This window comes from Roseiflexus sp. (assembly GCF_057785375.1).
In genome coordinates, this window is sequence record NZ_JBYNRX010000104.1 from 23,524 (window position 1) to 43,176 (window position 19,653).

17 protein-coding genes are annotated in these 19,653 nt (G+C 60.1%); 11 read left to right on the forward strand and 6 right to left on the reverse strand.

Annotation, left to right across the window (positions count from 1 at the left end; all coding sequences use genetic code 11):
• The first annotated feature begins 131 nt into the window (after positions 1–131).
• From AC3EA7_RS21040 to AC3EA7_RS21065, 6 genes are all read left to right on the forward strand, one after another.
• The gene (locus tag AC3EA7_RS21040; RefSeq protein WP_488616041.1) at positions 132–1,412 is read left to right on the forward strand and encodes an MFS transporter; all 1,281 of its coding nucleotides are present in this window, start codon (positions 132–134) and stop codon (positions 1,410–1,412) included.
• A 136-nt stretch (positions 1,413–1,548) separates the two neighbouring features.
• The gene (locus AC3EA7_RS21045) at positions 1,549–1,689 is read left to right on the forward strand and encodes a DUF4160 domain-containing protein (RefSeq protein ID WP_488616074.1); all 141 of its coding nucleotides are present in this window, start codon (positions 1,549–1,551) and stop codon (positions 1,687–1,689) included.
• Between the two features lie 325 nt (positions 1,690–2,014).
• Positions 2,015–3,559: an efflux RND transporter periplasmic adaptor subunit gene (locus AC3EA7_RS21050; RefSeq protein WP_488616042.1), complete on the forward strand. Its 1,545-nt coding sequence runs from the start codon at positions 2,015–2,017 to the stop codon at positions 3,557–3,559.
• A 51-nt stretch (positions 3,560–3,610) separates the two neighbouring features.
• The gene (locus AC3EA7_RS21055) at positions 3,611–6,532 is read left to right on the forward strand and encodes an ABC transporter permease (RefSeq protein WP_488616043.1); all 2,922 of its coding nucleotides are present in this window, start codon (positions 3,611–3,613) and stop codon (positions 6,530–6,532) included.
• 31 nt (positions 6,533–6,563) lie between these two features.
• Positions 6,564–7,553: an ATP-binding cassette domain-containing protein gene (locus AC3EA7_RS21060; RefSeq protein WP_488616044.1), complete on the forward strand. Its 990-nt coding sequence runs from the start codon at positions 6,564–6,566 to the stop codon at positions 7,551–7,553.
• Between the two features lie 18 nt (positions 7,554–7,571).
• Positions 7,572–8,264 carry an ABC transporter ATP-binding protein gene (locus AC3EA7_RS21065; RefSeq protein ID WP_488616045.1) on the forward strand — a complete coding sequence of 231 codons (693 nt, stop codon included), beginning with the start codon at positions 7,572–7,574 and terminating at the stop codon, positions 8,262–8,264.
• 298 nt (positions 8,265–8,562) lie between these two features.
• On the opposite strand, the gene AC3EA7_RS21070 is transcribed toward AC3EA7_RS21065, so the two are convergent.
• Positions 8,563–8,946 carry a GxxExxY protein gene (locus AC3EA7_RS21070; RefSeq protein ID WP_488616046.1) on the reverse strand — a complete coding sequence of 128 codons (384 nt, stop codon included), beginning with the start codon at positions 8,944–8,946 and terminating at the stop codon, positions 8,563–8,565.
• Positions 8,947–9,151: 205 nt separating this feature from the next.
• Complete coding sequence (locus tag AC3EA7_RS21075; RefSeq protein ID WP_488616047.1) at positions 9,152–10,360, reverse strand: AAA family ATPase; 1,209 nt, start codon at positions 10,358–10,360, stop codon at positions 9,152–9,154.
• A 193-nt stretch (positions 10,361–10,553) separates the two neighbouring features.
• Between AC3EA7_RS21075 and AC3EA7_RS21080 the strand changes: the two genes are divergently transcribed.
• A complete protein-coding gene (locus AC3EA7_RS21080; protein WP_488616048.1) occupies positions 10,554–11,297 on the forward strand; it encodes a response regulator transcription factor in 744 nt (247 codons plus the stop codon).
• A gap of 211 nt (positions 11,298–11,508) precedes the next feature.
• Here AC3EA7_RS21080 and smpB read toward each other — a convergent pair whose 3' ends face one another.
• Together smpB and pyrF are read right to left on the reverse strand one after the other, a co-directional pair.
• Positions 11,509–11,985: an SsrA-binding protein SmpB gene (gene smpB, locus AC3EA7_RS21085; protein ID WP_488616049.1), complete on the reverse strand. Its 477-nt coding sequence runs from the start codon at positions 11,983–11,985 to the stop codon at positions 11,509–11,511.
• A 353-nt stretch (positions 11,986–12,338) separates the two neighbouring features.
• Positions 12,339–13,148, reverse strand: a complete 810-nt coding sequence (gene pyrF, locus AC3EA7_RS21090) for an orotidine-5'-phosphate decarboxylase (RefSeq protein ID WP_488616050.1) — start codon at positions 13,146–13,148, stop codon at positions 12,339–12,341.
• A gap of 458 nt (positions 13,149–13,606) precedes the next feature.
• On the opposite strand from pyrF, the gene rpoD reads away from it, so the two are divergent.
• The 4 genes from rpoD (at position 13,607) to AC3EA7_RS21110 (ending at position 16,816) form a co-directional block, all read left to right on the forward strand.
• Positions 13,607–14,788 (forward strand): RNA polymerase sigma factor RpoD, encoded by a 1,182-nt coding sequence (gene rpoD, locus AC3EA7_RS21095; RefSeq protein ID WP_488616051.1) that lies wholly within the window; start codon positions 13,607–13,609, stop codon positions 14,786–14,788.
• A gap of 411 nt (positions 14,789–15,199) precedes the next feature.
• Positions 15,200–15,481: a 4a-hydroxytetrahydrobiopterin dehydratase gene (locus AC3EA7_RS21100; protein WP_488616052.1), complete on the forward strand. Its 282-nt coding sequence runs from the start codon at positions 15,200–15,202 to the stop codon at positions 15,479–15,481.
• Between the two features lie 33 nt (positions 15,482–15,514).
• Positions 15,515–16,027, forward strand: a complete 513-nt coding sequence (locus AC3EA7_RS21105; RefSeq protein ID WP_488616053.1) for a hypothetical protein — start codon at positions 15,515–15,517, stop codon at positions 16,025–16,027.
• Positions 16,028–16,816, forward strand: coding sequence for a segregation and condensation protein A (locus AC3EA7_RS21110; RefSeq protein ID WP_488616054.1), 789 nt, complete (start codon positions 16,028–16,030; stop codon positions 16,814–16,816).
• A 422-nt stretch (positions 16,817–17,238) separates the two neighbouring features.
• On the opposite strand, the gene AC3EA7_RS21115 is transcribed toward AC3EA7_RS21110, so the two are convergent.
• Together AC3EA7_RS21115 and AC3EA7_RS21120 are read right to left on the reverse strand one after the other, a co-directional pair.
• Complete coding sequence (locus tag AC3EA7_RS21115; RefSeq protein ID WP_488616055.1) at positions 17,239–17,958, reverse strand: response regulator transcription factor; 720 nt, start codon at positions 17,956–17,958, stop codon at positions 17,239–17,241.
• Positions 17,959–17,971: 13 nt separating this feature from the next.
• On the reverse strand, positions 17,972–19,642 hold the full coding sequence (locus AC3EA7_RS21120; protein ID WP_488616056.1) for an ATP-binding protein: 1,671 nt from the start codon (positions 19,640–19,642) through the stop codon (positions 17,972–17,974).
• Between the last annotated feature and the right edge of the window lie 11 nt (positions 19,643–19,653).

Consider the following 19,653-nt stretch of genomic DNA (forward strand, 5'->3'; position numbering starts at 1 on the left):
CGACCAGTGTATCGGAGCAGATGAGCGGGACGACGCGCGCGCCGGTTCCGGTATCGACTCATCAAAACCGCGTACCACAATATGTGCTATTATAACATTTCCTTCAGATGCTCAATGAGGAGTTCACTGCTGTGCCGTGTTCCCCGTTCGTCCCGCCGCTGCATCGCCGCCTTCGCATGCCGCACGCGCTGCGTGCATTGCATCATCGCAACTATCGCCTGTTGTTCTTCGGACAACTCATCGCGCATATCGGCTTCTGGATGCAGGCGACAGGGCAGGGATGGCTGGTGCTGCGCCTGACGGATGCGCCGTTCTGGTTGGGCGCGATTGCCGCAGCACAGTCGTTGCCGGTGCTGATTCTCTCCGCCCCCGCCGGCGCCCTGGCGGATCGCGTCTCCAAGCGCACCTTGCTGCTGGCGACCCAGGGAACGGCAATGGCGATGGCGCTGCTTCTGGCACTGCTCATCTTCAGCGAATCGGTACAGGTATGGCACGTCCTGATCGCCGCGCTGATGGTCGGCATTGCGTCTGCGTTCGAGAACCCGGCGCGCCAGGCGTTCACAATCGAACTCGTCGGGCGCGACGACCTGATGAACGCCATTGCGCTCGACTCAACCGTCATGAACGGCGCGCGGATCATTGGACCGGCGGTTGCCGGGGCGCTGGTCGCCGCCACCGGTGAAGGTCCGGCGTTTCTGTTCAACGGTTTGAGCGTCCTGGCAGTGATCGGCGGGCTGCTCATGATGCGGTTGCGCCCGTTCGTCGCGCCGCCGCGTCGGAGCAACGTGCAGCAGATGCGCGAGGGGTTCGCCTATATGCGCAAGGATGCGCGGGTGCGGCTGCTGTTGTTGCAGATTATCGCGCACTGCGTCTTCGGACTGGCGTACTTCCCGCTCATGCCCTACTTTGCGCGCAACGTACTCGGCGCTGACGCGCAGGGTTTCGGCATTCTGGCATCGACCAACGCTGCGGGCGCGCTGGCGGCGGCGCTCATGATCACCCTCCTCGGCGACCGGTTGCCGCAGGGTGGCGTCCGTTCAGTCGCCTTGCTCAGTTACATGCTGCTCCTCGGCGCATTCACCCTCACTCGATCATTTGTGCTGGCGATGGCGCTGCTGGCGGCGATCGGCTGGGCAGGAATTATGGTGCTGACCCTGACGAACACCCTGCTGCAAATGACCGTACCGGACGACATGCGCGGACGGGTGATGGGGGTCTACATGCTCGTCGTCATGGGAGTCAGCCAGGTGAGCGGGCTGCTCCTCAGCAGCGTTGCGGACGTTCTTGGCGATGTGCCGCTGGTCGTCGGGCGCTGGGCGCTCGTCGGATGGGTGGTACAGGTCTATCTCTTCGTGCTGTGGCGACGTGCGCCGCACGACGCTGTGCAGACCGCGCCGCTGCCGCGCGTGTAGTCTGGAGAAGGGTATAATAGAGAGTGTCGGGGAGATCAGACATGCAGTCATTACCCGTTTTTACGGTTTCAGCCGGAGCGAACACGGTGTTCCGCACTTCCACGCGCTTTATGGCGAGTAAAATGCCGTTTTCGATATCCAGACCCTCGACATGCTCGAAGGCGACCTTCCCATGCGTGTGCAGCGGTTAGTCATGGAATGGACGGAGCAATACCAGCAAGAACTGTTGCACATATGGCAGACGAACGAGTTCAAACGTCTACCGGGACTGGAATGAAGATTCCAAGAATACAATCGGTTTCTCCTCTCGAAGGAAAACGGTTATTAGTGACATTTGCCGACGGAACGCAAAAATCTATGATTGCCGTCAGATTTTGCATCTCGAACGTTTTCGTCTGCTGAACCAGGAGTCCTTTTTTTAAGGCGATTACTGTTGATCCAGGCGGATATGGCGTATCCTGGAATGATGACATGGATCTGAGTGAATACGAATTGTGGCATAACGGCGTCACAGTTGACTCCAAAGATATTTCTGGCAGAGAAGGCCTTGAGTCTCGTCTGGCATCGAATTGTGCCTGATGGCTGCAATTGACGGATAGCATATGAACTACCGCTCCTTCCTTCCCCGCGTCACGCTCTTCCTCCTGCTGATCGCACTGCTCGCCGCCTGTGGCGGTGCGACGGCGCAGACGGCGCCGACCCCCACGCCGCGTCCGGTCCAGAATGTGCTGGAGAAACCGACATACGTCGTCCAGCGCGGCGTGGTCGTCGATGAGATCAAGGTCAGCGGGTTCGTCGCCGCGACCAAACAGGTGGAACTGTCATTCACCCAGAATGGTTTTCTCAAAGTGTTGTACGTCGACCGCAACGATCCGGTCACGAAGGGACAGTTGCTCGCCGAACTGGAAATGGGTGATCTGCCGAACCAGTTGCGGCAGGCGGAAGTGGCGCTGGAACAGGCGCAACTGGTGCTGAACCGCGCGAAGGCGCAGCGCGACGCGGCAATTCGCCGTGCCGAACTCGACCTGGAAGAAGCGCAGGCGCAACTGCGCCACCTGCAAGAGCCGCCGGATCCGCTCGAACTGGCGCGGGCGCAGGCAGATCTGGCGCAGGCGCAGGCGAATCTCGAACAGGTGCGCACCAATGCTTCTGCCGAAAAGACGCGCGCCGAAATGGCGCTCGCACAGGCGTCCAATGCGCTGCCCGCAATCCAGACCGCCTACCTGCGCGCGTTGACGGAATGGAACGACGTCAGGGATAAACCGCAGGACTGGCGCTACAACGCGGTGAAAGAAGCCTTCGAGCGTGCCGAAGCCGAACTGCGCAACGCGGAGATGGCGGTTCGCCAGGCGCAACTGGCGTATGACCAGGCGCGTCAGAACGAAGGACCGGCAATCGCGCGCGCCGAGGCGCTGCTGGCCGAGGCGCAGACAGCATTTGACACGTTGACGCGTGGACCAAAGCCCGAAGACCTGGCGCGCGCGCGGCGCAATGTCGAGCGCGCGCAGATTGCAGTCGATGAAGCGAAGCAGATCGGAGATAGCGAACTCGAAGGTCGGGTCGCCGCCGCGCAACTGGAGGTCGAGCGCCTGAAGACGCAAATGGAAGCAATGCGCCTCTACGCCCCCTTCGACGGCAAGGTGGCGACGGTCGGCAATAAACCCGGCGATCAGATTACCGCCTATCGCGCCGTCATCACTGTGATGGACGACACCGAAAAAGAATTGCTGGTCGAAAACGTCGCATCACAGGACGCTTCGCGCATTGGGTTGGGTCAGCAGGTGCAGATCACCTTTTCGCGCGCGCCGGGCAGGGTGTTCGACGGCGTAGTGACGAAATTGCCCACCACGCTCACCAGCAGCGCGGCGACGATCAACCCCGATCGCGCCTACCACATCGACTTTCAGGCGTCCGGCGTCGATCTCGAAGTCGGCGATCTGGCGCAGGTGGTCATTACACTGAAGCGGGTCGAGGATGCGCTCTGGCTGCCGCCGCAGGCGGTGCGCGCCTTCGAGGGCCGTCGGTTCGTCGTCGTCAAAGAGGGCGATCGCCAGCGCCGCCAGGACGTGCGGGTCGGCATCGTCAGCCTGGAACGGATCGAAATCCTCGAAGGGGTGCAAGAGGGCGACATCGTCGTCGGTCAGTAAAGACGGTGCATCGCACCGTCTCTCTGGCATCACATCACACGGTGATTCGATATGGCCACAACATCTACCCCTGGCTCGTCGCATCCCGCCGCTTCCCGTCTCTCGCTGAAGCGCTGGCGCCGATGGTGGTCGCCGGGATCGTTGATCGGCGTCCTGCGCATCGTCAGTCGGCGGCTGTGGAGCCACCTGGGGTTGATGCTCGCCATCGCCGTCGGGTTCATCGTCGCTATCGGGTTGACGGTCAGCATTCCCGTGTATGCCGAGGCGGTCGGCTATCGCATTCTGCGCGATGAACTGGCGCAGGGAGAGGCAGGCTCGAAACGACCGCCATTCGCCTTTATGTTCCGCTACCTCGGCTCGCAGACCGGGGTCATCTCCTGGCGCGACTATGCTCCGCTCGATGAGTATATGCGCACCCAACTGGCGGAACGCCTTGGTCTGCCGATCACAACTGCGGTGCGCTACGTCGCCACCGATAAAGCGCCGCTCATGCCCGCCGGCGGCGTCGGAAGACCGCTGATCTTCGTCAATACCGCTTTCGCCACGGACTTTGAGCAGCATATCGACATCATCGACGGCGCGCTGCCGCAATCGGCGTCTGCCGATGGACCGGTCGAAGTGCTGATCTCGGAAGATCTGTCGGGACGCCTCGGCTTTCAGGTTGGCGAGGAGTATCTCATTCTTGGTCCGCAGGAACAGCGCGTCGAACAGAGTTATCCCATTCGCATCGCCGGGGTCTGGCGTGTGCGCGATCCGGGCAGCGACTACTGGTTCTATGATCCAACAACTCTCTACGACACGCTCTTTGTGCCGGAGCAGAGTTTCCGCGAACGCCTGACGTCGGTCAATCCAAAGCCGATCTACGTTGCGACATGGTACGCGATTGCGGATGGCAGCAGCGTGCGTTCCTCGGATGTCGCCGGGGTGCGCGCGCGCATCAGTCGCATCGCCACCGACATAACCACGATCCTGCCGGGATCGCGTATCGACATCTCACCGGCGCAGGCGCTGGCGGAGCATCAGCGCCAGGTGCAACGGCTGACCCTGATCCTGACGATCTTCAGCATTCCGGTGCTCGGATTGATTGCCTATTTCATTCTGCTGGTCGCCGGGCTAGTGGTGCAGCGCCAGAGCAATGAGATCGCCGTGCTGCGCAGTCGCGGCGCTTCGCGCGCGCAGGTGCTCGTGATGTATCTGATTGAAGGCTTGCTGCTCGGCATCGTCGCGCTGGCGGCGGGAATCGCTCTGGGGCAGGGCGCCGGCTTGTTCATGACCTGGACGCGCTCGTTCCTCGATGTGCAGCCGGGTGAACTGCTGCCGATTGAGTTGACCCCTGACGCCTGGCAGCGCGCCTGGCAGATGCTGGGATTGATGGTGATGGCGAGCCTGTTGCCTGCATTTGGCATTGCGCGGTACACCATCGTGTCGTTCAAGAGCGAACGCGCGCGTGCCACACGCAAACCGTTCTGGCAGCGGATGTATCTCGATCTGCTGCTGTTGGCGCCGGTCTACTACGGCTATACGCTCCTGGAGCAGCGCGGTACGGTGGCATTCCTCGGCGCCGCCGACGATCCCTTCGGCAATCCGCTGATCCTGCTGGCGCCCACGCTCTACATGTTCACGCTGGCGCTGGTGGCGACGCGCGTCTTCCCGCTGGCGATGAGCGCCCTGGAATGGCTGGCGCGGCATATGAGCGGCGTGGCAACCGTGATGGCGCTGCGCTACCTGGCGCGCACTCCCGGCGCCTATACCGGTCCGGTGCTGCTGCTCACCCTTACGCTCAGTCTGGCAACCTTCACCGCATCCATGGCGCAGACGCTCGACCGTCACCTGATCGATCAGGTGTACTATGAAAATGGCAGCGACATGCGCCTGTACGACCTGGGGCAGAGTGGCGGCTTTTCCGGTCCAATGGCGGGAATGCAACCACAGCAACCGCTGGCGTCCGACGGGATGCAGGAGGCGCGCTTTATGTTCCTGCCGGTCACCGATTACCTGACCATCCCCGGCGTCGAAGCCGCAACGCGCGTGTCGCTCAGTCAGGTTGAGATCAGCCTCGCCAATCGCGCCATCCCTGCCCGTTTCATCGGCGTTGATCGGGTAGACCTGACCGGCGTCATTCACTGGCGCGCCGATTATGCCGGCGAGTCGCTCGGCGCACTGATGAATCGCCTGGCGGATGACCCGTCCGCCGTTCTGGTCAACAGCGGGTTCGCTGCCCAGAATCGCCTGCGCCCCGGTGATCGCTTCGAGGTGATCATGAACGATCTCGACCGGAAGGTGCGCGTGCCTGTCACAGTTGCGGGATATGTGAACCTCTTCCCGACCGTGTATCCGGGGGATGGACCGTTCCTGATCGGAAACCTCGATTATGCCTTCGATATGCAGGGCGGGCAGTATCCCTACGACGTCTGGCTGCGGCTGGCGCCAGGCGTCGATCGGCGGACGATTGATGAAGGCATCCGCGAATTGGGGTTGCGCACCTTCGAGCGCGGGTTTGCGCCAACCACAATTGTTGCCGAACACGCGCGCCCTGAACGACAGGGGTTCTACGGGTTGCTGTCGGTCGGGTTCATTGCCTCGGCTTTTCTGACGGTGCTTGGATTTCTGTTCTACTCGGCGCTCTCGTTTCAGCGCCGGTTCGTCGAATTGGGCATGCTGCGCGCTATCGGGCTTTCGACCCGGCAACTCGGCGCGCTGTTGGCGTGGGAACAGGCGCTGATCATTGGCGCCGGCATGATCGGCGGCACCCTGATCGGCGTCACCGCCAGCCAACTGTTCATTCCGTTTTTGCAGGTCCGACGCGGCGCTAACGCGCAGATTCCGCCGTTTATCGTGCAGATCGCCTGGGAGCAGATCACGATCATCTACGTGGTCTTCGGCGCCATGCTGATTGCAGCAGTGCTGATCACCATCGCCCTGTTGCGGCGCATGAAACTGTTCCAGGCGGTCAAACTGGGAGAAGCCATATGATGCCGGATGCCCGGCGTTCGAGGCGAGTGGCATGAGCGAACCACTGATTCTCTGCGAAAATCTGGTCAAGATCTACAAACTCGACGAGGTCGAAATCGTTGCGCTCCAGGGTCTCGACCTGATGGTGCAACCCGGCGAGGTGATGGCGCTGGTCGGCGCAAGCGGCAGCGGTAAAACGACGCTGCTCAACGTGCTGGGCGGGCTGGATCGCCCCTCTGCCGGCAAAGTCATCGTTGCCGGCAATGACCTGTTGAAACTCAACAATGCTCAGCTCGACCGCTACCGTCGTCAGTATGTCGGCTTTGTGTGGCAGCAGAAAGCGCGCAATCTGATTCCCTACCTGAACGTCGAGCAGAATGTCGAACTGCCGATGATCATGGCGGGAGTTGGCACGCGTGAGCGGCGGGAATGGGCTGGTGAGTTGATCGATGCGGTCGGGCTGTCCCACCGGCGCAACCATCGTCTGGCGCAACTCTCCGGCGGTGAACAGCAGCGGGTTGCGATTGCCATCGCCCTCGCCAACCGTCCGGCGCTCCTCCTCGGCGATGAACCGACCGGCGAACTCGACTCCCATACCGCTGAGACCATCTTTGAAATCTTTCATCAACTGAACCGCGCCTACGGCTTGACGGTCGTAATCGTCTCGCACGATCCGAATATTGCGCGCTTCGTTGATCGTGTGGTGGCGATCCGCGATGGGAAGACCAGCAGCGAAACCCGGCGTGTGGAGACTGAAGCCGCCGACCAGGTCAATGGCGACGGCGCAGCACGCGAACACGTCTTTGAGGAACTGGTGATGCTCGACTCTGCCGGGCGACTGCAAATCCCGAAGGAAATCCGTGAACGCTACAACATCGGCGATCGCATTCGGATGGAAGAGACGCCCGAAGGTCTGGTCTTGCGTCCGGTTGCCCAGGCGACGCCGTCGGTCAAACGCCTGACCGAACCAGACGAGCCGCCGCCCGAAAAACCGCGCGGCATCAAAAAGTGGATGAGCCTCTTGCAACGCCGACGGTCGTAACTGTCTTCTGATGCTGCTATGTCAACCGCTGCTGTGATCCCGGCTGTGCGTGTCGCCAATGTCACACGCGCTTATACGGTCAATAATGAACGGGTGCTCGCGCTGCGCAATGTCAGCCTGACGGTCGAAGAAGGCGCGTTTGTCGCGCTCATGGGACGTTCCGGTTCCGGCAAAACGACGCTCCTCAACATGATCGGCGGGCTTGACCAGCCGACCGAAGGGGAGGTGGCGCTCTTCGGGCAGGCGTTGAACGGCTTGAGCCAGGATCAGTTGACGCTGTTGCGGCGCGAGAAAATCGGGTTTATCTTCCAATCGTTCGCCTTGCTGCCGATCCTGTCGGCATGGGAGAATGTCGAGATGCCGCTGCGGATCGCCGGGATGCGTTCCGGGCGCGAACGGCGGCAGCGCGCCGAAGCAGCCCTGGCGCTGGTCGGACTCGAACGGTGGGCGACGCACCGTCCCGCCGAAATGTCGGGCGGGCAGCAACAGCGGGTTGCTATTGCCCGCGCGCTCGTGTCACGCCCCCGGCTGCTGCTGGCGGACGAGCCGACTGGCGAACTCGACTCGACGACCGGACGGAATCTGCTGACCCTGCTGCGCACTATCGTTCGCACCGAAGGCGTGACTCTGATCATGGCAACTCACGACCGGGCGATCTTCGATTTCGCCGACATCGTCTACCAGTTGCGCGACGGGCAGATCGTAGAATGAGAGGGATGGAGTATGAACCACAGAGACACAGAGAGCACAGAGATAGAGACATGTCAAGAACTTCCTGCCCTTTGTGTGCTCTGTGTCGCTGTGGTGACATTTCCGGTTTACAGCACCATCCGACGGATGCCTTTTTTGAGCACTGGTACGTTGAAGTTAATCAGCAACCCGACTCGACATCCTGAAAGTTTGAGGGATGGAGTATGAACCACAGAGACACAGAGAGCGCAGAGACAGAGACATGTCAGGAACTTCCGGCCCTCTGTGTGCTCTGTGTCGCTGTGGTGACATTTCCGGTTTACAGCACCATCCGACGGATGCCTTTTTTGAGCACTGGTACATTGAAGTTAATCAGCAACCCGACTCGACATCCTGAAAGTTTGAGATATGATAGCAACTGCGCTTCGTGAATGGGTAACAGGTGCTCAACCGTCTTGAGTTCGACAATGACTGCCTCGTTCACTACAATATCCAGGCGATAGCCGCAATTCAGACGGATGCCTTTGTACACGACCGGCAGAGGCTTTTGTTGTTCGACATGCAGACCGAGTTGCAATAATTCATGAACCAGACAGGTCTCATAGGCGGACTCCAGCAGACCGGGACCGAGAGCACGATGAACATTGATAGCCGCACCGATGATAGCCTCAGTAATCGGGTTCAGGTCTTGCACGTCTGGCATGATAACTCCTTTGCCATGCAGCGGCTTAACTGCCAGAGGCGAAGAGCCCAGCGGCATCGCACGAATGAAGCCCCTCTGCGTCCTCTGTGTCTCTGTGGTAACCCTTCAGCGTTTTCGCAACCGGGCAACCACAGAGGCGCAGAGAGCATGGCGACATCGCACGAATGAAGCCCCTCTGTGTGCTCTGTGTCTCCGTGGTGACGCCTCAACGTCGTTCGTCGGTGCGGCGCGGTATGGCGCGTGGTCCACGAGCGCCGAGCGGACCGGTGGAGTATTCCATAGTATGCCCGCGGTCGGTCGTCAGACCAACGCTCGGTTGCTGTGGTCCATCGCTTGTTGAGCGTCCCACTTCTGCGGCGCGCAGTTCCTGCGCCTGTACGAGCAGTTCTGGCGCCGGTTCGTGGTAGAACTCGAGCGCTTCGCCGTGGCGATCCACCCCTGTGGCGACGACGAACACCCGGCTACCTGCCGAAATGCCGCCGGACGCCATCAGATCGGCAAGCGGGGCCTCGATCAGCTTGAGGAGTTGCTGCCGCAGCGGGCGAGCGCCAAAGCGTGGCTCGAACCCCTTGCGCAATACATACTCACGCGCTTCCTCGGTCAATGTCACGTGGATGCCGTGGCGCATGTACTGATCATTCGCTTCCTTCACCATCCGATCAAGCACCTGGCGCAGCACCTCGCTCGACAGCGGACGAAACGCAACAATCTCGTCGATGCGATTGATCCACTCCGGCTGGAAGACTTTCTGCAACGCTTCGAACCCGATCTGATAGATCTGCCGTCCGGTCGCCTCTACGTCCTGCCGCGACGTGCGAAAGCCAATCGTGCGCTGGTCGAGAAAATCAACCATCTCCTTAGCGCCGACGTTCGTGGTCAGAACAATAATGCTGTTACTGAACGATACGCGCCGTCCGCCGTTGAGCAGCAGGATTTCGCCATCTTCCATGATCTGGAGCAGCAGATTCCATAATTCCGGTTGACCCTTTTCGATCTCATCGAACAAAACCACACTATTTTCCTGTTCGATAATATCGGGGTTCAACAACGGCTTCTGGTCACGCCCGACATACGACGGCGGTGCGCCGACCAGCGCCGACACCTCGTGCCCCTGCGAGAAGAGCGAACAATCGATCTTGAGAAATGCCTCGCCATCGGGCCGCAACAACTGTGCCAGACGCCGCGCCGTCTCGGTTTTGCCGACGCCGGTGGGACCCAGGAAGAGCAACGTGGCGCGCGGACGGCGCGAGTTGCCGGCTGCGAAGCCGAAACGCGCCCGATTGAGCACCCGAATGATCGCCTCGATTGCGCGTTCCTGTCCAAAAATGGTATTGCGCAGGCTCTGTTCGATCACATCGAGCGGATTTTTGTCGCCACGAACCGCACGTTGCAGGGTGGGAGGTATCTGGGTCATACGACAGCCTCTTTCGCCAAACCATGTCCTGTCATTCCTGTGGATGATTATAGGCAACGGACCGGGTGTGTTTATAAGCAATATTGCATCAGGTATGTTACGAAGATGTGATCATTATGAAGACACGTAAAACTCCGCATGAGTTTAACTGTGGCATAACAGAACGTTAATGCTCATTTGTTAGAGTAGAAGTATGGCGACAATACTCCTGATTGAAGATGATAGCGTTCTGCTCGAAACGCTCTCCTACAATTTTGAGCGGGCTGGCTTTCAGGTAACCACCGCTGCCGATGGTCTGACGGGGATGGAAATGGTGCGTCGTGTGCACCCCGATCTCATCATTCTCGATGTAATGTTGCCAGGGCTGGATGGGTTTTCCGTCTGTCGCGCAGTCGCAAAAGAGACTGCCGTTCCGATTGTGCTGCTGACCGCGCTGCACGACGAAGCGCATCGCATTGCTGGACTGGAACTCGGCGCCATTGACTATGTGGTGAAGCCGTTCAGCATGGGCGAACTGCTGGCGCGAGTACGGGCGATTCTGCGCTGGAACGAGCGTCAACGGCAGACGCCGGCTTCCAGTGTGCTCAGCGTCGGTCCAGTGCAACTGGATCGCAACAGCCGGCGGGTCTGGTACCAGGAGCGTGAGATCGAACTCTCGCATAAAGAATTCGACCTGCTCGCCTGTCTGATGCACAATGCCGGCGTCGCCTTATCGCGCGATCTGCTGCTGGAGCGTGTCTGGGGCAGCGATTTCCTCGGGTCGAACCGGACGATTGACGTCCATGTGCGCTGGTTGCGCGAGAAACTGGAACCCGATCCCGCCAATCCGATGTTGATTCGAACCGTGCGCGGCATCGGATACTGCTTCCAGGACCCGTCGTTCGATCCGCCGGGACGGCAAAGCCTGAAGGAAACCGAACAAGAGCCGCTCTCATAGAGCGAACAACCGGATGTTGCACTGACCGTCTGCGGCTGACGCTGGCTGAGCCTGTCGAAGCGAAGCCTGTCGAAGCCGGCGTTAGTCGAGCCGGTCGCCGCTGCCGGTGGCTGAGCGTGTCGAAGCCGGCGTGAACCGCTCCCCATCCTTGATTGTCCAGGTTTTGCTTGATCGCTCCATAAACAACGCCAGGGCAGGTTTGGCGACCCCATCAGCGTCGTGTTCGTTCCTTGAGTGCGCGATCAATATCGCGGCGCGCCTCACGGCGTGCAATATCTTCACGCTTATCGTATGTCTTCTTCCCGCGCGCCAGGCCGATCTCGACTTTCGCGCGCCCTCCGCGCAGGTACAGGCGAAGCGGCACGAGCGTGTACCCCTGCCGCTCGACCTGCCCGGCAATGCGCGAGATTTCGCGTCGATGCAACAGCAACTTGCGCGGTCGGGTCGGCTCGTGATTGAAATATTTCCCCGACTGCTCATAGGGCGCGATATGGACATCGTACAACCACGCCTCGCCATTGACGATGCGCACATATCCGCCGCGCAGGTTCACCTGACCGGCGCGGATCGATTTGATCTCGCTGCCGGTCAGCGCTACCCCGGCTTCGTAGGTTTCTTCGATGAAATAATCGTGGCGCGCCTTGCGATTATCGGCGACCAAGCGCTCTATATCATGCCCCCGCGCCATAGCGGGTCCTCTCTAGTAGGGGTTAGGGTTTAAGGGTTAGGAGTTAGGACGCGCTATGCTGCACGTTCCCACCTGCAACCTTCCCGCCTTCAATACCCTGAGTCTTCCATAATGATGCACCTCCCGCCATTATACAACACGAGCATCGTCGCTTACGGCTCACCGCCGGGACCAACGGCTCTGCTGTCCACGCAACACGGGGGGGCGGGGGCAGTCCTCGAAATGGAACATCGGCAGCGAAATGGTTTCCACAAGCGCCAAAGGACAGGCAGGCGATCGTCACTTGTTACGCTTCAGTTGAGACGCCCGCGCGTCCAGGAGAAATGCGAGCATGGAACGTCGCCTGCAACGGTTTACAGAGCGGCATTAATGGCGTCGCGCAGCCGACGCGCCGCTGCGCGCGCCGCCGCAGCGAAGTTCGCGCCCCGATCCGCATACAGGACGGCGCGCGACACATTGACAATCAACTGCGGATCACCGCCTGCTGCGGCGGCGCGCACGGTCGCCTCCAGATCACCGCCCTGCGCCCCGACTCCTGGCGCCAGGATCAGCATGTCCGGGCAAATGCGCCGGATGTCTGCCAGCGCCGCAGGGTGCGTGGCGCCGACGACCAGCCCTGCGTTGCCATGCCTATTCCAGTGATCACGCGCCATCTCAGCAACCGCTATGTACAATGGGCGTCCATCCGCCAGCCGCGCATCCTGCACATCGTTGCTGCCAGGATTGGACGTTTTGCAGAGAATAAAACATCCGCGATCGGCGTGCCGCAGAAATGGTTCGAGCGCGTCGCTGCCAAGATACGGATTCAATGTCACCGCATCGGCGCCGAGCGCCGTGAACACCGAATGTGCATATGCTTCAGCCGTGGAACCAATATCGCCGCGCTTGGCATCGAGGATGATAGGCGGTCCCGGACGGCGCCGGATAAGACGTTCGAGCGCCGACCAGCCGGCTGCGCCATGCGCCTCGAAGAAGGCGACGTTCGGCTTGAATGCGCAAACCAGGTCGGCAGTGGCGTCCATAATGGCGGCGCAAAACGCATAGATGCCATCGGCATCTTTCGGCAGATGATCCGGCATGCGAGTTGGTTCCGGGTCTAACCCCACGCACAACCGGCTCTGATTCCGCCGCGCGGCGGCTTCCAACGACTCGCGAAAATGCATGATGTGACTCCAGTGTTGTAACTCGCTCCAATTATAATAACTGCATCGTCCTGCTCCTCGTTGCGGTGAGCCTGCCGAACTGCATCTACGCGCTACTGTATGCTGTCATGGCGAGCGCACGAGACTGTTCAGGCGACGCCTGAATTCGCTCCAGCACCCCGATGACCCAATCCGGCGCGTCGTGATAGTCATAGCTGTGAACATTGTGGACAAAGTGTTTATAACATCCGTGGATAAGGGGGTTGACTTTAACCACTTGCTAATGTATAGTAGCGCAAGAAACAACAGAGCGCCAGGCTTGCGCTTTGGTCAGGGAATGAAGTTGGGGGCTTAGAGTCGTTTACTCTTAGCCCCGTCTTGTTGCCAGATAACCCTTTCATACAGTTGTTATTCGCAAGGTCTGCAAGGGGAGGTCCTTTGCATGGCCGCTAGTGAAGTCAACACGAGAAGGCAAATCCATGACCACCGAGATCGTGGAACAGACACAACAGGCGTGGGCGCCGGCGATTGAGTATCTGCTCGACATTGGGCGCACACGTGGATACCTCACCTATAACGAAATCCTCGAAGCCCTCCCGCAGCCCGAGCATCACGTCGCCGATGTTGATCAACTGTACGCATCACTCCAGGCAGAAGGCATTCGGGTAGTCGAAACCCCGCTCGATATGAGCGACCATGGTGCGGCCGGCGATGATGAACTGCTGACGGAAATGCCGGACCTGACCGATGTGGCGCTCGATGATCCGGTTCGAATGTACCTGCAGGAGATCGGACAGGTTCCATTGTTGTCGGCAGAGCAGGAAGTGATGCTGGCAAAAGCGATGGAGGCCGGACATCGCGCCCGGCGAGCGCTCGAATGCGAGGAGTACAGCTCCTGGCAGGAGCGCTTGATGTACGAACAGCAGGTTGCGCAGGGGAACGAAGCGCGTCAGCACCTGATCCAGGCCAATCTGCGTCTGGTCGTCTCGATTGCCAAAAAATATACATCGTATGGGCTGACGATGATGGACCTGGTGCAGGAAGGAAATATCGGCCTCATGCGCGCAGTCGAAAAATTCGACTACACCAAAGGGCACAAGTTCTCCACCTACGCAACATGGTGGATCCGCCAGGCGATCACGCGCGCTATCGCCGACCAGAGCCGCACCATTCGCCTGCCGGTGCATATGGGCGAAGCGATCAGTCAGGTCAAGCGCGCCTCGCATAAACTCCAGCAGATGATGCAGCGCGAACCGACCCCGGAAGAGATTGCCGATGCGATGGGCATCAGTTCGACGAAAGTGCGCCGCACCCTGGAAGCGTCGATGCACCCGCTTTCGCTGGAAATGCCGGTGGGTCAGGAAGGCGAAGGCCGTATGGGCGACTTTATCGAGGATGATCGTATCTCGACCCCTGCCGAGGCTGCTGCTTCGTCGATGCTGCGTGAGCAACTCGAAGAGGTGCTTCAAAAACTCCCTGAGCGTGAACGGAAGATTATCCAGTTGCGCTATGGGCTGAAGGATGGTCGTTACCGCACACTCGAGGAAGTGGGCACGGAGTTCGGCATTACCCGTGAGCGAATTCGTCAGATCGAAGCCGTGGCGCTGCGGAAATTGCGCCATCCCCACCTCGGCAAGAAGTTGCGCGGTTATCTCGATTGATGCAGATTCCCCGGTCTATACGTCCCTCTGTTGCCCAACAGAGGGCGTTGTGTTCAATGCACAGATCAGGATCGCGCAGGCTTGGCAACCGCAGCCCGCGGCTTCAGCCGCCGGGCGGACTGACCGCACGTTCGTGTGAGAACTTGGAGCGGCAGACGGCGGCTGAGCCTGTCGAAGCCAACGTCCGCCGCAAGACGGTCACCAGGGGCAAGTATTGTGCAACATCTCGTTGAATCAGGACTTGACTCTGTTCTGTGCAACTCCTGGTATACTGTGAGTGGGCACGTGGCGTCATCCATCGCCATCTGCTGTTTCGGGGAGTGTCTCGCAAAACGTGTGTCCTGAAAATGAAAGATGCGATAGGATCGAACCGGTCGTTTCGCATCGTTCGTGGATGTAAGGAGAGTATTCATGGCAGACCTGCTGAATGACGCCGAGATCGAAGAGCGTCTCGGCGACCTGACCGGATGGACTCGTCAGGGGAACGAAATTCGCAAGACCTTTCAACTCCCCTCATTTCCATCCGCTATTGCATTCGTCGTCAATGTTGCGTTCCTCGCCGAAGCCGCAGGGCATCATCCCGATATCGACGTTCGCTGGCGAAAAGTAACACTCAGCCTGAGCACGCATGACGCAGGCGGTTTGACCCGCAAGGATTTCGACCTGGCAGCGCAGATCGATGAGATCATATAGGCCAGAGATGAACGGTCGGGAGTACATCCATTGTTGTCACGACAACGGTGGTTCTACCGGATCCGGCAGTTCATCTCAGCCCTGATCGCTATCATTCATCTTGAAGAACGAGTGCTGCTGGTGCGTGTACTGAGCGACCCGCAATTGCTCCTCTTTGAGCGGATGCCGCGGTTCGTTCAGCGTCATAGCCTCAATGTTTATCACGCGCTGATGCGCGCAGGTCACGCTGACCCATATCTCCTGCAGGCGGCATTGCTCCACGATTGCGGCAAGGTCGATGAGGAGGGCCGCACGATCCCTCTGCTCTACTACGGATTGATTGTGGTGATGCAACACTACGCGCCTGACCTGTATGAGCGCGCAGCGCGTGATGGGCGCGGTTTGCTCTATCCATTTGCGCTCCATGCCTCTCACGAAAGGCGCAGTGTGGCCTACGCCGAAGCTGCCGGCAGTCATCCGGCAGTCGTGCAGATCCTGCGCGACTATGCAGAGCGACGTGTTACGCCATTTACAAATGCGCTACATGCAGCAGACGATGCAAACTGAATGGCGATGTTCATCGGGTCGATCGATTACACCGTGACGCTGCCGGTCTTCGAAGGTCCTCTCGATCTGCTGTTGCGCTTGATCGAACGCGAGGAACTTGATGTGACCAGCGTCGCGCTGGCGCACGTCGCCGATCAGTACCTTGCCCACGTGCGTGCGATAGACGCGCCGGATCCGGCGTCGCTCTCGGCATTTCTGGTTGTGGCGGCGCGCCTGCTGCTGTTGAAGTCGCGGGCGTTGCTGCCGCGTCTCTCAGTCGTCAGCGACCAGGAACCCGACGATGAAGGCAATGCGCTGGTGCGTCAGTTGCAGGAGTATCAGCGTTTCCGGCAACTGGCGTCGCTGCTGCGTCTCGCCGAGGGCCGACGCATGTATGCACGGCTTGCTCCGCCGCCGGCGCCCCGCCTTGCACGGCTCGACCATACCATCGCCGATCTGATTGCCGCTATGCAACGTCGCAGGCAGTTGATGCTGCCGCTCGATCCGCCGCCTGTCGCGCTGCCGGCGCCAAAACTCATCACCGTCGGCGAGATGATCGACCGCATTCGCTCCCGCTTACAGGCGCGTCCGTGGATTGCATTCGAGGAAATCATCCCACTTGCCGCACAGCGCGTCGAGATCGTCGTGGCGTTCTGGGCTGTGCTGGAATTGTGGAAGCGCCACGCCATTGTGGTCGAACAAACCGGAGTGTTCGGGGTCATTGTGATCCGGCGGGGAGTGTTGTTTGGGAAAGAAGAACCAGGAAGTGAGACCCGAGAACCGGGAGAAGGGTTAGGGGTTAGGGGTTAGAAGAGCCTTCCCACCTGTAACCTGCAACCCTCTCGCCTCTCGCCTCTCGCCTCTCGCCTCTCGCCTCTCGCCTCTCGCCTCTCGCCTCGCACCTCTCGCCTCTCACCTCTCACCTCTCGCCTCGCACCTCTCGCCTCGCACCTCGCACCTCTCGCCTCGCACCTCTCGCCTCTCGCCTCGCACCTCTCGCCTCTCGCCTCGCACCTCTCGCCTCTCGCCTCTCACCTCTCGCCTCTCGCCTCTCGCCTCGCACCTCTCGCCTCTCACCTCGCACCTCTCGCCTCTCGCCTCTCACCTCTCGCCTCTCGCCTCTCGCCTCGCACCTCTCACCTCTCACCTCTCGCCTCTCACCTCTCACCTCTCACCTCGCACCTCTCGCCTCTCGCCTCGCACCTCTCACCTCTCGCCTCTCGCCTCTCGCCTCATCCGTGCCCCTCGCGCTTGAAATCGACAAAACGGTACCCGATGCCGCGTTCTGTCAGGATGTACTTCGGATTTGCCGGGTCTTCCTCGATCTTCTGACGCAGATAGGTGATATAGAGCCTCAGATAGTGCGTCTCATCGCGATATTCCGGTCCCCACACCTTGCTCAGAAGTTGCTCGTGGGTCATAACATACCCCGCATTCTGCACCAGATGGTACAGGAGCCGATACTCCGTCGGACGCAGGTTGACCCGTTCGCCATTGACCAGCACCTCGCGTCGGGCAAAATCGATCTGGAGCCGATCATCGACCCTGACCAGCGTCTGTGGCGCCGGCGGCGGGGTGTAATGACGTCGCAGCACCGCGCGAATGCGACTGACCAGTTCCCGATGACTGAAGGGTTTGCCAATATAGTCATCGGCGCCCAGTTCTAACCCTTTGATGCGGTCCTCTTCGTCATCTTTCGCAGTCAGCACCAGCACCGGCACTGATGATGCCTGTCGCAAGCGGCGCAGCGTCTCGAAGCCATCCATCACCGGCATCATGATATCGAGCAGCACCACGTCCGGCATTTCGTCGCGCACCTTTTCCAGCGCCTCACGACCGTTCGATGCGCTGATTACCCGGCATCCTTCGAGTTCCAGGTTCATGCGCATGAAGTTGACCATGCGCGGCTCGTCATCGACGACGAGGATCAACTTGTCTTTCAGTTCTGACATATGCGCTCTTTCCTTAACGCTCATGATCCTCGAGCAACGGCGGTTCCTCGCGGGGAAGCGCCTCTACGACCGGTTCGGGATGCGCGCCGGATATGGCAGTGTCTGTTTCGTCCAGCGTTGCCTGATCGCTCAGAACCGGCGTCGCCAGCGGTATCGTGAACGAAAAACGCGCCCCGCGCCCTGGACGGCTATCGACCCAGATTCGCCCACCCTGCGCTTCGACGATGACCCGCGAGAGGAACAATCCCAACCCTGCTCCCTGTGTTTCACGGCGCAGCCGGTTATCAACGCGATAGAAGCGGCGGAAGAGTTTTTTCTGCTCTTCGAGCGGTATGCCGATCCCCTGATCGCTCACCGAGATGATCGCAAAATCGCCGCTCACCCGCGCTGTAATCCGCACCAACCCGCCATTCGGGCTGTACTTGATCGCATTGCTGACCAGATTCTCCAGGACGGTGCGCGTGCGTTCGTAATCGGCATGCACCGGCGGAAAATCGGCGGGGATGTCGATCTTGAAGGTAAACCGGTCGCCGGCCTGTGGCGCGAAGCGTTCGACGACTCGCTCTGCGAGTGGGAGCACCGACCAGTCGCTCAACTCAAGGCGCATACTGTCCGTCTGGAGACGGGAGGCTTCCAGCAGCGTGTTGATCTGCTGCGCCAGGCGATCCGCCTCTTCGATGATGATGGTCAATCCCTCGCGGAGGGTCGCTGCATCCCATGTCGCGTCCTGGCGCGCCAGCGTCTCGGCATATCCTTTGATGATGCTGACCGGCGTGCGCAGTTCGTGCGAGATGACCGAGATGAATGTGTTCTGCATCTCGGCTTCGATCTTCTGTTCGGTAATATCACGAACATTCGCAATTGCGCCAAGAAAAGCGCCCTGTGGGCTGCGCTGCGCTGCATAGCGACTCTGGATATAGAGACGCCGTCCATCCCGGGTTGTGATCCACCCTTCGGCGACCGGGTTCGGCTCGAATGGTTGCCGCTGCAGCGGGCAATCGGTCAGACAGAGATTGGCGCCTTGCGGCGTGTGGATGGCCAGCACCTCGGCGCACGGGCGACCGATCGCCTCCTCGCGGCTCCAGCCGGTCAGCAGTTCCATCGCGCGGTTGAAGGTGGCAATGCGCCAGCGTTCATCGAGGATCATCACGCCATCGGCGCTGTTCTCGATCAGCGCATCGAGATGCTGTTTCTCGCGCAGAACGCTCTGGAACAGGCGCGCATTGGAGACGGCAATCGCCGCCTGATCGGCGAATGCGGTCAGGAGTTGATGTTCTTCGGCGGTAAACTCGACGTTCAGGGCGGCACGGAAGACATAGATCACCCCGACGGTCGCGCCGCGGAACACGAGCGGCAAGGCGCTGACGTGGCGTAATGGCAACCCGATCCCGGCGCCTGCTTCGCGCAGGTGGTGCACCAGCGCCTGCTGATCGCTCAGCGGCGTCGCCAGCAGGTCGTCGAATGCGGGCCAGGTGTCACGTGCCAGACCATATGCCGCATAAATGCGCGTCGTTCCGTCATCGTCGCGCAGAGCAATCAATCCCGAACTGCCGGCGAGCAGATCGACGGCCGCCTCGATCACCAGATTGAGCACACTGGTGAGATCGAGTTGTGCCGTGATCGCACGACTCACGCGCAACAGCGACTCCAGCTGCCGCAAACGTTGATCATACCGGTCTAACATCGTTCTAACGC

Excerpts from the sequence above, each read along its gene's own strand:
- AC3EA7_RS21050 (WP_488616042.1), top strand. The coding sequence starts at position 2,015 with ATGAACTACCGCTCCTTCCTTCCCCGCGTCACGCTCTTCCTCCTGCTG.
- AC3EA7_RS21055 (WP_488616043.1), top strand. The coding sequence starts at position 3,611 with ATGGCCACAACATCTACCCCTGGCTCGTCGCATCCCGCCGCTTCCCGT.
- AC3EA7_RS21060 (WP_488616044.1), top strand. The coding sequence starts at position 6,564 with ATGAGCGAACCACTGATTCTCTGCGAAAATCTGGTCAAGATCTACAAA.
- AC3EA7_RS21065 (WP_488616045.1), top strand. The coding sequence starts at position 7,572 with ATGTCAACCGCTGCTGTGATCCCGGCTGTGCGTGTCGCCAATGTCACA.
- AC3EA7_RS21070 (WP_488616046.1), bottom strand. The coding sequence starts at position 8,946 with ATGCCAGACGTGCAAGACCTGAACCCGATTACTGAGGCTATCATCGGT.
- AC3EA7_RS21075 (WP_488616047.1), bottom strand. The coding sequence starts at position 10,360 with ATGACCCAGATACCTCCCACCCTGCAACGTGCGGTTCGTGGCGACAAA.
- AC3EA7_RS21080 (WP_488616048.1), top strand. The coding sequence starts at position 10,554 with ATGGCGACAATACTCCTGATTGAAGATGATAGCGTTCTGCTCGAAACG.
- smpB (WP_488616049.1), bottom strand. The coding sequence starts at position 11,985 with ATGGCGCGGGGGCATGATATAGAGCGCTTGGTCGCCGATAATCGCAAG.
- pyrF (WP_488616050.1), bottom strand. The coding sequence starts at position 13,148 with ATGCATTTTCGCGAGTCGTTGGAAGCCGCCGCGCGGCGGAATCAGAGC.
- rpoD (WP_488616051.1), top strand. The coding sequence starts at position 13,607 with ATGACCACCGAGATCGTGGAACAGACACAACAGGCGTGGGCGCCGGCG.
- AC3EA7_RS21100 (WP_488616052.1), top strand. The coding sequence starts at position 15,200 with ATGGCAGACCTGCTGAATGACGCCGAGATCGAAGAGCGTCTCGGCGAC.
- AC3EA7_RS21110 (WP_488616054.1), top strand. The coding sequence starts at position 16,028 with ATGGCGATGTTCATCGGGTCGATCGATTACACCGTGACGCTGCCGGTC.
- AC3EA7_RS21115 (WP_488616055.1), bottom strand. The coding sequence starts at position 17,958 with ATGTCAGAACTGAAAGACAAGTTGATCCTCGTCGTCGATGACGAGCCG.
- AC3EA7_RS21120 (WP_488616056.1), bottom strand. The coding sequence starts at position 19,642 with ATGTTAGACCGGTATGATCAACGTTTGCGGCAGCTGGAGTCGCTGTTG.